Here is a 13,453-nt window from a genome sequence, read left to right on the forward strand (position 1 = left end):
GGGGCCGGTACGGCGGGTGCCGTGTCGGCCCCTCAGCGGGTCCGGGACCTGTAGAGCGTGGTCAGGTCGATGTCGATGTCAAAGGGGACCACGAGCTTCAATCTGTCGTGATGGACGCCGTTGAGCACGTAGGACATGGTGGCGGGATCGATTTCGTAGACGAAGACGGCGGGCTTGCCGTCGATCTCCTCGATCCGCCAGTAATGAGGGATCCCCGCCTTCGCGTAGAGGACAGGCTTGCGCTCCCTATCGCGCACCGCGGAGTCGGGTGAGACCACTTCGACAGCGAGCACGATGTCTTCGGCTCGGAAACAGGTGATTTCCTGGCCGATGACCGCCTTGGGGCCCACGATGATGAGGTCGGGCTCCGGACGCTGCTGTTGTCCGAGCTTGACGCTCATCTCCTGGAGCACTTCGTGGCCTGGCGGCACGAGGTCTTCGAGCTGGACGTGCAGGCGGAAGATGACCGTCTGGTGGAAGTGTCGCTGGGGGCTCACGAAGACCAAGCTTCCATCGATCAACTCTGTGTGCGCGGGCAAATCCGGAATGTGATCGAGGTCCTCGGCGACGAAGCCCCCCGGTGGCGGGAAGACCCAGTCGGGCAGCGAAGGAGTCGTCATCGTCGGGATCACCGCTTCGGCCGTCACGCATCAACGCTACCAATCTAGTCCGCTCACGCCAGGTGAACGGGCGCATACGCGGTGGTGTTCGTCGGTTGCGGACAACGGCCCGGTGCGGCGGGGCTCCTGCGAGGACGTCGGGGCTTCGTCGCCGACCATGTGACCAGCGTTTACTCCGATGCCGAGGCGTTGCGGATGTTCGCCGCGGCGAGGACCGGGCTGGTCAGGCGGGGGTCCGCTGGGCGGCTGCTTCCCTGCGGGCCTGCTCCGCCAGGGCGTGTTCGCTGGTGCCGGCGTCGTACTCGCGGAATTTCGGGAGGGCGGCGCTCAGGGACAGGACGGCGGCGACGCAGAGCAGGCCGCCCGCGCCGAGGGCGAAGCGGGTGCCGCCGAAGTTGGCCATCAGGCCGGCGCGGGTGTCGCCGAGCATCGGGCCGCTGGCGTAGGAGAGGAGCTCGATGCCGGCCAGGCGGCCGCGCAGCTCCTGGGGGATCGTCTGGTTCCACATGGTCATGCGGAAGATGCCGCTGATCATGTCGGCGGCTCCGGCCAGTGCCAGGCCGGCGAAGAGGAGCCAGACGTTGGGGGCCAGGGCGGTCAATGCCATCGCCGTGCCCCACGCCGTGGCGGCGATGACCACGCCGAGGCCGTGGCGCCGTACGCGGGTCGTCCAGCCGCCGGTGACCGAGGCGATCAAGGCGCCCACGGCGGCGGCCGAATAGAGCAGCCCCAGGGCCTGGGGCGCGTGCAGCTCGTCGGCCAGGAACGGGAACAACGCCGTCGACACCGCGAACACCATCGCCGCGATGTCCACCAGGTACGTGCCCATCAGGTCGCGGCGGCCCACGGCATAGCGCATGCCCTCCATCAGGGACTTCAGCGACGCCGGTGCGGCGTCCTCGGCGGTCGGGAGCGAGCGGATCCGCCACAGCAGCACGAGGGACAGCACGAAACTCAGTGAGTCGAGGCCGTAGGCCGGCGCCGGGCCGTACGTGCTCACCAGCAGACCGCCCAGGGCCGGGGCCACGATGGCGCCGAAGTTCCACCGCATGCTGGACAGCACGGCCGCCGCGGCCTGCTGGTCGTGCCTGACCACCTGCTGGAACACGGCCTCCAGGCTCGGGCGTTGCAGGCAGGTGATGCCGGTGGCGATCGCGCCCAGCACGTACAGGACCCAGATCTGGGGGTCGGGGAGGAGTGCGTTGACCATGAGGGCCGTCGAGGTCGCCAGCAGGCCCAGCTCGCTGAAGACGATGATCTTCCGGCGGTCCAGCGCGTCCGCGATCGCGCCACCCCACAGGCCGCACACCACCATCGGCAGGAACTCCGCCAGGCTCACCAGGCCGACCGCCAGGTAGGAGCCGGTCAACTGCTTCATCTGGTACGGCACCGCGACCATGGTGATCATGGTGCCGAACATGGTGATGACACCCGAGGTGAAGAGCAGGCGGTAGTCGCGTGAGTCCCTCAGGGGGCTGACGTCGATGGAGAGCTGGCGGACGAGCCGCTTCAGTTGGCCGGGCACGGAACCCGATTTTCCCGTGGTGGCGATGGGGTGGGCAAACCATTTTGCCGCGATGAGCCGCCGGGATGGGTGCCGGGATGGGTGCCGGGTCGGGTGCGGGGATGGGGTGCCGGGATGACCTCAGGCCCCCGTGGGACGCGGGGGCCTGAGGGTGGTGGGGGCGAGGGGGTCAGGCGGCGGCCGGGGCCTTGTCCAGGAAGCCCAGGACCCTGCGGATGCGGCCGTCCTCGGCCAGCTCCACCACGTCGAAGCCGACGGCGACCGGCTCCCCGCCCGCCGGGCCCAGGTGCCAGGTGAAACGGGCGATGTGGTGGTGGGCCTCGTACACCTCGCCCGGCGTGAAGACCAGGCCCGGGAACATGCCCTGGGCACCCTCGATCACCGCGGCCATCGCGGCGTGCCCGGTCACGTCGGCCAGGGGGTCGGTGTACGTGCAGTCCTCCGTCCACACCTCGGCCACCGCCTTCGCCCGGGCCTCGGGGTCGGTCTCGTTCCAGGCGGCGATGTAGCGGTCGATGATGGTCATGATCTATCTCCTTCGGTTGTGTCAGCGGGTTCGGGTCTTGCGGAGGGCGATGAACTGGAGCTCGGCGAAGGCGGCCACCACCAGGGCCTGGACGATGGTCCAGAGGGTGCCGGCCGTGGTGAGGTCCAGGGCGCCGGTGACCAGCGTGATGAGGCCGGCCAGCGGCCAGAGGATGTTCAGCGCGATGATCGCCCAGGTGAGGGACGGCGGGATCGGGCGGCGGCGGGCGAGCAGGCCCACCGCGGCGCCGTACACCAGGAGGCCGGCGCCGATCGCGCGCAGCGGTCCCGCACCGGGGCCCAGCAGCTCGCTCACGGGGGTGGCCAGGGCGAGGTACACCAGCCCGTTGGCGGCGGTGACGACGGCATCCGTGGCCAGCACGAGACGCAGCGACTTCGTGCGGTCGGTGATGATCGGGAGGGCGGTCACGTCGGGCCCCTTTCGGTGACGCGGTTCGTGCTGACATGTGAAAGATGTCAGCCGCGGCGTAGGGGCCGCGATTACGCGTCAGATAAAGGAGCGGCGCGTGAGTGCCGCGACAAGGGGTTCTACCAGGGGAGATGTCCCTGGTGTGACGGTGGGCACAGTCGGTCGGTCAGGTGGTGGCGGCCGCCTCCGGTGTGTGTGGCGGGGGTGGCGTGCGAGCACGTGCTCGGGTGGGGTGGCGTGCGAGCACGTGCTCGGGGGCGGGGCGGGCTTGGGGAGGGGGTCAGCCGCCCAGGATCTCGCGGCGGAGGCGGGTCTTGAGGATCTTGCCGCCGGGGTTGCGGGGCAGCTCCCCCTCGCGGAACCACACGTGCACCGGGACCTTGAACTTGGCGATCCGGTCCACCAGGAACGCCCGCAACTCCGCGGCCGTCGCCGACTGCCCGGGCGCCAGGCGGACGACGGCGCCGACCTCCTCGCCCAGCTCGTCATGCGGTACGCCGATCACCGCGGCGTCGTCCACCGCCGGATGCTCGAACAGGGCCGCCTCCACCTCGGCACAGTAGACGTTCTCGCCGCCCCTGATCACCATGTCCTTGGCCCGGTCCACGATGTAGACGAAACCCTCGTCGTCGATCTTGGCCAGGTCGCCGGTGTGCAGCCAGCCGTCCACGAACGTCTGTGCCGTCGCCTCCGGCTTGTTCCAGTAGCCCATGATGACGTTCGGGCCGCGTACGACCAGCTCGCCCACCTCGCCGGGGGGCAGTTCGGTGCCCGCCGGGTCGACCACCCGCACGTCCACCACGGCCGTCGGGCGGCCGATGCTGTCGGGCCTGGCCTGGTAGTCGGCGCCGCCGTTGCCGATGGCCAGGGCGGTCGTCTCGGTCATGCCGTAGCCGTTGGAGGGGGCGCGGTCGGGCAGGTTCGTGGTGATGCGCTCCAGGAGCTTGGGCGGGGCGGGGGCGCCGCCGTAGCCGAGGGTGGACAGGGACGACAGGTCGTACTTGCCGAAGTCGGGGTGGGACATGAGCTGCCAGGCGTTCGTGGGCACGCCGATCATCGCCGTGACCCTCTCCCGCTCGATGAGGCGCAGTGCCTGCTCGGGGTCCCACTTGTACATGAGCACCAGGCCGCCGCCGGTGAACATCGTGGTGGTCAGGGCCGAGAAGCAGCCCGTGACGTGGAACAGCGGCACGGTCAGCAGTGTGATCCGGCGGGTCCCGGTCGCGGCCGAGAGGTCCTTGCCCGCCATGGCGAGCGCCCGCACGAACCCGTAGGAGACGGTCATGGGCGACTGCCCGAGGTTGCGGTGGCTGCCCAGGGCGCCCTTGGGGTGGCCGGTCGTGCCGGAGGTGTAGAAGATCGTGGCCGGGTCCTCGGGGGACAGCTCGACCTCGGGGAGTCTCACGTCGGCGGTGACCTCGCCCATGACCTCGTCGTAGTGGCGGGCGCCCGCGGGCACCTCACCCCGGGTGACGATCAGCGGCACGCCCGTCGGGGCCAGCCGGGCGGCGCGCTCTCCGTCGGCGATCAGCACCTTGGCGCCGGAGTCGCGCACGGCATAGGCCAGCTCGGCCTCCGTCCACCAGGCGTTCAGCGGTACGGCGATGGCCCCCGCGGCGAGCGCGGCCGAGAACGAGACGACCCAGTCCGGGTAGTTGCGCATGGCCACGGCCACCCGGTCGCCCTTGCGTACCCCGTAGTCCTCGACGAGGCGGTTGGCGAGGGTGGCGGCGCGGCGGAAGTGGTCCTCGAACGTGACGTGCTCGTCCTCGTACACGAGGAAGACCTGCTCGCCGTGGAACCTGCTCATCTCCAGCAGGGCGCGGAAGTGGGCGGGAGCGTGTTTCCACGTGCGTACCCCGGTGTCGCCGATCTCCTCCATCTCGAACAGCTGGCCTGGTCCGGTGAGCTGGGCCTGGGCCTGGGCGTGCGACAGGGACATACGCAGAACTCCCGCTGTAGAGGATCATTCCGGATGAATCACGATACCGACCGGCCGGTACGTCGCGCTAGAGCAGGACAAATGGCCATATGTAGGGAGGTCTACCCTGGTTGTTCGCCCTGTCCACCGATCGGCTCGCCTCCTTTCCGGAATGGCCGGTTACCAATGTTGCGGAGCGGCCGGAGCTGATCAAGGGATGTGAAAGTTTCATTTTCAGACCGATAGTTTCTGGCTATCAACTGCTGCTTTGGGGCTGGGAGAGGGCTGGCATTGACCGTGCACATACCGATCAATAACGTCGGCGATACGGTCCTTGACACCAGCCGGGATCGAAACTTTCGGATCGAGTGCCTGCCTCCGGAGGTAGATGTCCGTGCGTTCGTCCTCGCTCCTCAGAGTCCTCACGCTGCTGGGGATGCTCGTAGCCTTCCTCGTGCCCGCCACCTCGGCTGAAGCGTCCGGGCCGCTGCGCACGCACGCGGCCAGCCGGGGCAAGTTCATCGGTACGGCGCTCGCCACCGGCCCACTCTCCAACGAAACCCAGTACCGCACGATAGCGGGGCAGGAGTTCAACCAGGTCACGGCCGAGAACGCGATGAAGTGGGAGTCCACCGAGCCCAGCCAGGGCCAGTTCACGTTCTCCGGCGCCGACGCCATCGTCAACTTCGCCACCCAGAACAACCAGCAGGTCCACGGCCACACGCTGGTCTGGCACAGCCAGACGCCGGGCTGGGTGCAGGGCCTGGGCGCCACCGCCATGCGCACGGCGATGCAGAACCACATCAGCCAGGTCGTCGGCCGCTACGCCGACAACGCCGCCGTGGTGTCCTGGGACGTCGTCAACGAGGTCTTCGACGACAACGGGAACATGCGCACGTCCTTCTGGTACAACACCCTGGGTTCGAGCTACATCGCCGACGCCTTCCGCGCCGCGCGGGCGGCCGACTCCAACGCGCGCCTGTGTATCAACGACTACAACGTCGAGGGCATCAACGCCAAGAGCACCGCGATGTACAACCTGGTCTCCTCGCTGCGCCAGCAGGGCGTGCCGGTGGACTGCGTGGGCATCCAGGGACACCTCGCCATCCAGTACGGCTTCCCCGGCCAGGTGCAGCAGAACCTGCAGCGCTTCGCCGACCTGGGCGTCCAGGTGCGCATCACCGAGCTGGACGTGCGCATGCAGATGCCGCGCGACGCCACCAAGGACACCACCCAGGCCACCTACTACCGCAACGTCGTGAACGCCTGCCTGGCCGTCACCGCCTGCGCCGGCATCACCATCTGGGGCTTCACCGACAGATACTCCTGGGTGGGCGACACCTTCCCCGGCGAGGGCGCCGCGCTGATCTACAACGAGAACTACGAGCAGAAGCCGTCCTACACCGCCGTGCATGACGCGCTGGCCGGCGGCACCAGCACCGACACCACGCCGCCGACCACCCCGGGCACGCCGAGCGCGAGCAACGTCACCGGCAGTTCGGCCAGCCTCACCTGGTCCGCCTCGACCGACAGCGGCGGCAGCGGGCTGGCTGGGTACAACGTCTACCGCGAGCAGGGCACCACCGACCCGCTGCTCGGCCAGTCCAGCACCAACTCGATCTCCCTGACCGGGCTGAGCGCCAACACGCAGTACCAGGTGTACGTGCGGGCGCGTGACGGCGCCGGGAACCTGTCCGGCAACTCCCCGGCGACCACCTTCACCACCACGACCGGTGGCGGCCCCGGTCCAGGTGGCGGCTGCACGGCCGTGGGCACCGTACAGACCCAGTGGAGCAGCGGGTACGTCGTGCAGCCCGTGACCGTCACCAACACCGGCACCTCCGCCAAGAGCGGCTGGACCGTCACGTTCACGCTGCCCGCGGGGCACACGGTGACCGGTTCGTGGAACGCCGTCGTGACCGTCAGCGGGCAGACCGTCACCGCCCGGAACGCCAACTACAACGGCAACCTGGCGCCCAGCGGCAGCACCAGCTTCGGCTTCCAGGCGAGCAGGCCGAACGGGAACACGCAGACCCCGCCCGGATACACCTGCGCGTAGAGGCTCGGACCGGAATCCCCTGGGGCGGCCCGTCCCCAGGGGATCCTCCTCACCGGGAGCCGAGTACGACAGCCGCTGACGTCAGGGTGCGCTACTTGCCGTTGCCCTGTCGCCTTCGGCATGATCGGGCGCATCATGAATGTCACGTTTGCGGCTCTAATGCCGCTGGTATTCATCGCCGTCGCCTGGGCCGTGCTCGCGATCGGTGATCGAGAGCGTGAGCAAGCACATGAGGCCGGGCAAACCGCGTCGCACGCAGCGTAGTTCGCTTTCCTCGGTGGCCGCCGCGGGGCTTGTCGTGGCTGGTGTCCTGGTCGTTATCTGGGCCTCGTAGACGGCGCCAACTGAGGGTGGCCGGTCCGGCCCATGGGGTTGGCCTGGTCAAGGTTTCAGGGTGATGCCCTCTCGTTCGAGGTCTTCGATGATGCCGTCCACAAGACGGGTGGCGACCGTGTGGTGGAGGTGGCCGTCGTCGCGGAGCTCGCGTACGGCGGGCACCGGGTCGGGGTCGGCGAACAGGCGCTCGTCGGTGTAGTCCACCGGGCGGCCCGTCGGGTCGACGGTCCACCAGGAGGCCTCCAGGGCGATGCCGTTGGGGTCGCTGAAGTAGATCGAGCGCAGGAAGCCGTGGTCGACCACGTCGGTGACCTCGCAGCCGTGCGCCTTGAGCCGGTCGCGCAGCCTGATGAGCGCGTCCTCGTCCGGCAGGTGCAGGGAGAGGTGGTCGAACTGGGCCGCCCTGGCGTACGGGACGCCGGCCGGCTTGGCGAAGGTGTCGAGCGGCTGGTCGGCGTACTCGAAGAAGGCGATGGTGTTGCCGGGCGCCACTTCGAAGAAGTAGTGCCTGAACGCCGGGACGGCGAGGGTGGTGACGAGACGGGCGTCGAGGACCCCGTGCCAGAAGCGCACGGTGGCGTCCATGTCCGCGGTCACGAGGGCGAGGTGGTGCACGCCGCGCCAGTGCACCGTGTCTGGGGTCGCAGCCATGCGTCAAACGTACGCCTTTCAATTACTTGTGGTAAGCCACCGGTTTCTGCCGCCCCGTTCGGCGCCGTTGTAGGTTGGATCATCAGGTACGCCGGACGAAGGAGCGGGCGGATGGGACTTCGTGCCGACATGCCGCTGCTGGCGCGCCACGAGGGCGAGTGGGAGGGCGAATACCGCCATCTCGGGCGTGACGGGACCCTGCTCGACCGCCACCGCGTCCGGATGACCTGCGCGATCGTGGACGACACCACCTATCACCAGACCAACCGCTACACCTGGGACGACGGGCGGACCGAGGTGCACGAGTTCCCCGGCACCTATCTCGGCGACGGGCGGTGCCGGTTCGACACCGAGCGGCTGGAGGGCGAGTTCCGCGAGCTGGACGCCGGCACCATCTACCTGACCTGGCGTTACAAGGGGCAGGACCTGCGGCTCTACGAGATGATCGTGCTGAGCGAGGACGGCAGGTCGCGCAGCCGGGTCTGGCAGTGGATCAAGGACGGCGAGTGCGTACGGCGAACGCTGATCGACGAGAGGAGAGTCGGCTGAATGTCCGGCTTGCCTGACTTCACTGCTCTGGCGCTGCAACTGGAGACCAGGGCGGTCAACGGGGTCGCGGATCCGCGGGGCGCGATCATGACGGCCGTCGAGCGGATCGATGAGCGGGTCGGGGGGTCGAAGGCGTGGCTCGGGCCCGGCCTGCGGCTGGTGGTGCTGCCGGAATACGTCCTGACCGGGTTCCCGATGCGAGAGGGGTTCGCCGAGTGGCGGGCGGGGGTGGCGCTCGATCCGGACGGTCCCGAATACCGTGAACTGGCCGGGGTCGCCGTCCGGCACGGGGTGTTCCTGTGCGTGAACGCGTACGAGCGCGACGAGCACTTCCCTGAGCTGTACTTCCAGGCGTCGGTGATCTTCTCCCCGGGCGGGGAGGCGGTGTTGCGTTACCGGCGGTTGCACTCGATGTTCACGCCCACCCCGTATGACGTGTGGGAGCGTTACCTGGAGATCTACGGGATCGACGGGGTGCTGCCGGTGGCGCGTACCGAGATCGGCAACCTGGCGGTGGTCGCCTCGGAGGAGATCCTGATGCCCGAGCTGGCGCGCGCCCTGGCGCTGCGCGGCGCCGAGGTGTTCTGCCACCCTACCTCCGAGGCCTCCTCGCCGGTGCTGACGCCGAAGGCGATCGCCCGCCGGGCCCGGGCCGTGGAGAACCTGGCCTACGTGGTGTCGGCCAACAGCGGCGGCCTGGCCGGGATCGCCATCCCCGGCGACTCCACCAACGGGGGTTCCGAGGTGATCGACGCCCAGGGGCGGGTGCTGGCCCAGGCGGGCGCGGGCGAGTCGCTGGTGGCCGCGGCGGAGCTCGACGTGGCGGCGCTGCGCCGGCTGCGGCGGCGGCCCGGGATGGGCAACCTGCTGAGCCGGGTCAAGACCGGCCTGTGGGCCGAGGAGTACGCCCGGCACGACGTGGAGCACCCGGACGGGTTGTCGGCCGGGCCACGGGACCGGGCGTGGTTCCGGGCCAGGCAGGCGGAGACGATCACCCGTCTGTACGGCCAGAGCTGACGGAGTGCCCGGTCAGGGGGCGCCGGGATCTCGCCTGTGTCCCGCATGCAACGGTTTTCGCATCCGGCTCCTCTCGGAGGTGAGACAACGACGGGCGGCGGGCACGTCGTCTGGTGGACCGCGACGAGGAACTCGGTCGCGCACCTTTGGGCCGTGTCGCTCGACGGTGGTGACGCCGGGAAGTGGGGCGAGCTCCCACCGGGCCGTGGGTTCGAGCGGATCCGCAAGGCGGAGACCGGTGAGCCCCCTGCCGGGCCGCGGTTCGAGCGGATTCGCAACGTGGAGACCGGCGAGACCAGGACGGCCGTCGTCCGCCCCGGCGAGCACATGCGCGAATGCGGCGTGACCCACTGCCTGGGCCAGACCTCGGACGGCGAGAGCTTCCTGCGGCAGCGGGACGGCTCAGGACAGAAGTGGGTGGGCGGAAGCTTGACCCTGGTGGGAACACCGGCGCGGGACCGTTTCTACGTCGCGACGTACGGTACGGGGGCACCAGCGGGCGTCGGCCTGTATGACCTGGTCAGCGGCAAGTCGGGCTCCTTGGGCCGCACGCCGGAGGGCATCGTCGCCTTCCTGCCGTTCATGGAGCGGGCCGGCCGGCTCCTCAGCTACCGGATCGGCGACGACCGCTACCTGATCGACCTGTCCAAGATCCGCTAGTCGCGTCAGCCTTTCACGGAGCCGGCGAAGTTGAAGGAGCCGGCCAGATACTTGCTGACCGCCACGTAGAGGACCACGGCCGGGGCCGTGTAGAGGATGGAGAAGGCGGCCAGCTCGCCGTAGGCGACCTGGCCGTACTGGGAGAAGAAGGTGTAGATCGTGACCGCGGCCGGTTGCTTCTCCGGGGTGTCCAGCAGCACGAACGGCGCGAAGAAGTTGCCCCACTGGCCGACGAACACGAAGATCGCCACGACCGCTGTCCCCGGCGCCATCAGCGGGCCCACCACCGAGGTCAGGGAGCGCAACCAGCCTGCCCCGTCGACCCAGGCGGCCTCCTCCAGGTTCACCGGCACGCCGTCCATGAAGTTCTTCATCATCCAGATGGAGAACGGCAGGGAGCTCGCCGTCAGGAAGAGCACCATCGCCGGCACCGAGCCGTACAGGTTGAAGCGGAAGAACATCGCGTAGACCGGGACCAGGATCGCCGTCACCGGCAGGCCGGTGGTGAACAGCAGGGTCAGCATGAAGGGGCGGCGGAAGCGGAGCTGGTAACGCGAGAGGGGATAGGCGGCCAGGCCCGCCACCAGGACCGTCAGGACCGCCGTGGCGCCGGAGATGACGACCGAGTTGATCAGCGGGAGGATGGTGGTCTCCCAGGTCAGGACCGCCTTGAAGTTGTCCAGCGAGAAGGCCGGTGTGATCGTGGCCGCCAGGGTGGCCGCCGGCTGGACCGAGGCGATCAGGATCCAGAGGAACGGGCCCGCGAAGGCCAGCGCGATGAGCAGCAGCGCCAGCGACGCCGCGGTCCGGGCGGCCGGTCTCGTCATGCGTCCTCCACTTTGATCAGGCGCAGGTAGATCAGGGAGAACAGGGCACCGATCAGCAGCATGACCAGGGCGATGGCCGAGCCGTAGCCGATCTCGAAGTAGCGGAACGCCTGCTCGTACATGTAGAGGGGGGTGGTCTGGCTGGCCGTTCCCGGGCCGCCGCCGGTCAGCGCATAGATGAGGCCGAAGGCGGCCAGCGTCTGCAGGGTGATCAGCATCAGGTTGGCCATGATGGATCTGCGGATCAGCGGCAGGGTGACGTGCAGCAGCCGGCGGAAGGGGCCCGCGCCGTCCACGGCCGCGGCCTCCACCAGGTCGGTGGGGACCTCCGACAGGGCGGCCGAATACACCAGCATCGAGAAGGCCGTGCCGCGCCAGATGTTGGCCAGGATCACCGCGACCATGGGCGCCGTGTAGAGCCACTCCTGGGAGAGGCCGAGCACCGTGTTGAGCGTGCCGTCCTCGGCGAGGAAGGAGAACCAGCAGGCCGCCGCCACGATCTCGGGCATCACCCAGGCGGCGATGACCACGCCGTTGACGACGCTGCGGGTCACCCGGGTCCGGCCGCGCTGCAGCAGGGCGATGAGCAGGCCCAGCGTGTTCTGGCCGATGACGGCCGAGCCGATCACGAAGACGAACGTGAGCAGGAAGGAGTTGAGGAAGTTCGGGTCGCCGAAGAGCTTGACGAAGTTGGCCGGGCCCACGAACCGCGAGTGCACCGAGGCCGAGCCGGTCAGGGTCTCGTTGGTGAAGGCCACGTACACCGACCACAGCACGGGACCCGCCAGGAACAGCGCCAGCAGGACGAGCGCGGGCACCAGCGGGAGGAGGCGGCGCGCCGGGCCGCGCCGTGACGGGCCGCGCGCGGGCGGGCTCGTCACGGGCGGGGGCGAGGGCGCGGTGGTGATCGTCACCTGGACAGGACCTTGTCGGCGCCGCCGACGGCCGCGGGCAGCGCCTTGACGTAGGCGGCCGTGGCCTCCTCGGGCGTACGCGCGCCCGTGGTGACCGCCTCCATCGCCTCCTGGATCTGGGCCGACACCTTCGGGTAGGCCTCGTAGGCCGGGCGGTAGTGGGTCACCGCGGCCAGGTCGGTGAAGAACTTGATGCTGGGGTTGTCGGCGCTGTAGGCGGGATCGGCGGCCACGTCCTTGCGCGGGGTCAGGTCGCCGGTGCCCACCGAGTACGCCATGGAGCTCTCCTTGTTGGTGGCCACCGTGATGAAGTCGAACGCCTCCTTCTTGAACGGGGAGTAGGCGCTCATCGCGATGACCCAGCCGCCCGACATGCTGACCGCGCCCGGCTCCTGGCCGTTCTGCGTGGGCATGGCCGCCCAGCCGATCTTGTCCTGCCACTTGGGCCACGGCTTGGAGCCGGTCGGCCGCCAGGCGGCGGACGCCCACGCGCCGTCCAGGGAGATGCCGAGCCTGGCGGCGGGGAACCACTCGAACGCCGTCTTGTCATAGAGCCTGAGGTTGTGCGCGTCGGCCTGCTTCGGGCCGAGCTCCTCCCGGTAGATGGTGTTGACGAAGGACAGCGCGTCGGTGAAGCCCCGGCCGCCGGCCACCCATTTCCGCTGGGCGTCGTCGTAGAGGGTGCCACCGGGCGTGCCGTACAGGAGCATCTCGAAGCCCTGCATGGTCGCCGCCTCGCCGTGCGCCTTCGTGGAGTACATGCTGAACGGGACCACGTCCGGCAGCCTCTGCTTGATGGTACGGGCGGCGGTGAGGACGTCGTTCCAGGTCTTGGGCTCCCAGGGGACCGGCAGGCCGGCCTTGGCGAAGACGTCCTTGTGGTACCAGAGGCCGCGCGTGTCCGTGCTGATCGGGATGCCGTACGTCTTGCCGTCCCCGCCCCGGGCGGCCTGCTTGACCGAGTCGGGGAACTGGGTGCCCCAGTCGGGCCAGGCGGCCAGGTAGTCGTCGAGCGGGGCCAGCTTGCCGGCCGCCACGTCCGCGTTGACCTGGAAGGTGTCGTGGTAGTAGATGTCGGGGGCGGAGTCCGGGGAGCGGTTCAGCAGGGCGAGCTTCGTGTAGTACGCCTCGGGGTGGCCCTGGACGGGGGTGAGCTTGACGGTGATGCCCGGGTGGGTGCTCTCATACTGCTTCTCGGCGGCCGTGAGCATCTTCTCCAGATGCGGCCACGTCGGTTCGACCCTGTAGAGGACCTCGAGTTCCTTGCCGCCGGAGGACTCCTGCGTGGCGTCGGCGCCGCAGCCTGCGACGGCCGTCAGCAGCAGGAGCGAACCGGCCAGCCTACGTATCATCACGGCCTCCCCTGTTTCCATCGGGTTGCCGAGAACGTAAATCTGGTTGATTTACTAAGTCAACACT

Annotated in this window: 13 protein-coding genes; 4 read left to right on the plus strand and 9 right to left on the minus strand. The window is 69.1% G+C overall.

The features are described from left to right. Positions 1–32: 32 nt before the first annotated feature. The 5 genes from ABGB18_RS15590 to ABGB18_RS15610 form a co-directional block, all read right to left on the minus strand. Complete coding sequence (locus ABGB18_RS15590; protein ID WP_347696187.1) at positions 33–647, minus strand: Uma2 family endonuclease; 615 nt, start codon at positions 645–647, stop codon at positions 33–35. A 196-nt stretch (positions 648–843) separates the two neighbouring features. After that, the gene (locus ABGB18_RS15595; RefSeq protein WP_347696188.1) at positions 844–2,145 is read right to left on the minus strand and encodes an MFS transporter; all 1,302 of its coding nucleotides are present in this window, start codon (positions 2,143–2,145) and stop codon (positions 844–846) included. Between the two features lie 169 nt (positions 2,146–2,314). Continuing rightward, positions 2,315–2,671 carry a nuclear transport factor 2 family protein gene (locus tag ABGB18_RS15600; protein ID WP_347696189.1) on the minus strand — a complete coding sequence of 119 codons (357 nt, stop codon included), beginning with the start codon at positions 2,669–2,671 and terminating at the stop codon, positions 2,315–2,317. Positions 2,672–2,692: 21 nt separating this feature from the next. Then, positions 2,693–3,100 carry a hypothetical protein gene (locus tag ABGB18_RS15605; protein WP_347696190.1) on the minus strand — a complete coding sequence of 136 codons (408 nt, stop codon included), beginning with the start codon at positions 3,098–3,100 and terminating at the stop codon, positions 2,693–2,695. 280 nt (positions 3,101–3,380) lie between these two features. Next, positions 3,381–5,042 carry a class I adenylate-forming enzyme family protein gene (locus ABGB18_RS15610; protein WP_347696191.1) on the minus strand — a complete coding sequence of 554 codons (1,662 nt, stop codon included), beginning with the start codon at positions 5,040–5,042 and terminating at the stop codon, positions 3,381–3,383. 367 nt (positions 5,043–5,409) lie between these two features. Between ABGB18_RS15610 and ABGB18_RS15615 the strand changes: the two genes are divergently transcribed. Next, the gene (locus tag ABGB18_RS15615; protein ID WP_347696192.1) at positions 5,410–7,080 is read left to right on the plus strand and encodes an endo-1,4-beta-xylanase; all 1,671 of its coding nucleotides are present in this window, start codon (positions 5,410–5,412) and stop codon (positions 7,078–7,080) included. Positions 7,081–7,461: 381 nt separating this feature from the next. Here the strand turns inward: ABGB18_RS15615 and ABGB18_RS15620 are convergent, their stop codons facing one another. Continuing rightward, the gene (locus tag ABGB18_RS15620) at positions 7,462–8,067 is read right to left on the minus strand and encodes a VOC family protein (RefSeq protein ID WP_347696193.1); all 606 of its coding nucleotides are present in this window, start codon (positions 8,065–8,067) and stop codon (positions 7,462–7,464) included. Positions 8,068–8,178: 111 nt separating this feature from the next. On the opposite strand from ABGB18_RS15620, the gene ABGB18_RS15625 reads away from it, so the two are divergent. The 3 genes from ABGB18_RS15625 (at position 8,179) to ABGB18_RS15635 (ending at position 10,293) form a co-directional block, all read left to right on the plus strand. After that, positions 8,179–8,616 (plus strand): DUF3598 family protein, encoded by a 438-nt coding sequence (locus ABGB18_RS15625; protein ID WP_347696194.1) that lies wholly within the window; start codon positions 8,179–8,181, stop codon positions 8,614–8,616. Further along, positions 8,617–9,633 carry a nitrilase-related carbon-nitrogen hydrolase gene (locus ABGB18_RS15630; protein WP_347696195.1) on the plus strand — a complete coding sequence of 339 codons (1,017 nt, stop codon included), beginning with the start codon at positions 8,617–8,619 and terminating at the stop codon, positions 9,631–9,633. It abuts the gene before it with no gap. Between the two features lie 153 nt (positions 9,634–9,786). Then, the gene (locus ABGB18_RS15635; protein WP_347696196.1) at positions 9,787–10,293 is read left to right on the plus strand and encodes a hypothetical protein; all 507 of its coding nucleotides are present in this window, start codon (positions 9,787–9,789) and stop codon (positions 10,291–10,293) included. A gap of 5 nt (positions 10,294–10,298) precedes the next feature. Here ABGB18_RS15635 and ABGB18_RS15640 read toward each other — a convergent pair whose 3' ends face one another. Genes ABGB18_RS15640 through ABGB18_RS15650 form a run of 3 tightly spaced genes read right to left on the minus strand, consistent with a single transcriptional unit; the run spans position 10,299 to position 13,386 of the window. Next, positions 10,299–11,120: a carbohydrate ABC transporter permease gene (locus ABGB18_RS15640; RefSeq protein WP_347696197.1), complete on the minus strand. Its 822-nt coding sequence runs from the start codon at positions 11,118–11,120 to the stop codon at positions 10,299–10,301. Beyond that, complete coding sequence (locus ABGB18_RS15645) at positions 11,117–12,034, minus strand: sugar ABC transporter permease (protein ID WP_347696198.1); 918 nt, start codon at positions 12,032–12,034, stop codon at positions 11,117–11,119. Before ABGB18_RS15645 ends, ABGB18_RS15640 begins: the two co-directional genes overlap by 4 nt. After that, entirely contained in the window at positions 12,031–13,386 is a 1,356-nt protein-coding gene (locus tag ABGB18_RS15650) for an extracellular solute-binding protein (RefSeq protein WP_347696199.1), read from the minus strand. Before ABGB18_RS15650 ends, ABGB18_RS15645 begins: the two co-directional genes overlap by 4 nt. Positions 13,387–13,453 lie beyond the last annotated feature (67 nt).

The organism is Nonomuraea sp. B12E4 (assembly GCF_039871825.1).
GTDB lineage: Bacteria > Actinomycetota > Actinomycetes > Streptosporangiales > Streptosporangiaceae > Nonomuraea.

Bases quoted from the DNA above. Each gene is read 5' to 3' on its own strand.
- ABGB18_RS15600 (WP_347696189.1), bottom strand. From the start codon at position 2,671: ATGACCATCATCGACCGCTACATCGCCGCCTGGAACGAGACCGACCCC.
- ABGB18_RS15650 (WP_347696199.1), bottom strand. From the start codon at position 13,386: ATGATACGTAGGCTGGCCGGTTCGCTCCTGCTGCTGACGGCCGTCGCA.
- ABGB18_RS15615 (WP_347696192.1), top strand. From the start codon at position 5,410: ATGTCCGTGCGTTCGTCCTCGCTCCTCAGAGTCCTCACGCTGCTGGGG.
- ABGB18_RS15630 (WP_347696195.1), top strand. From the start codon at position 8,617: ATGTCCGGCTTGCCTGACTTCACTGCTCTGGCGCTGCAACTGGAGACC.
- ABGB18_RS15610 (WP_347696191.1), bottom strand. From the start codon at position 5,042: ATGTCCCTGTCGCACGCCCAGGCCCAGGCCCAGCTCACCGGACCAGGC.
- ABGB18_RS15640 (WP_347696197.1), bottom strand. From the start codon at position 11,120: ATGACGAGACCGGCCGCCCGGACCGCGGCGTCGCTGGCGCTGCTGCTC.
- ABGB18_RS15625 (WP_347696194.1), top strand. From the start codon at position 8,179: ATGGGACTTCGTGCCGACATGCCGCTGCTGGCGCGCCACGAGGGCGAG.
- ABGB18_RS15620 (WP_347696193.1), bottom strand. From the start codon at position 8,067: ATGGCTGCGACCCCAGACACGGTGCACTGGCGCGGCGTGCACCACCTC.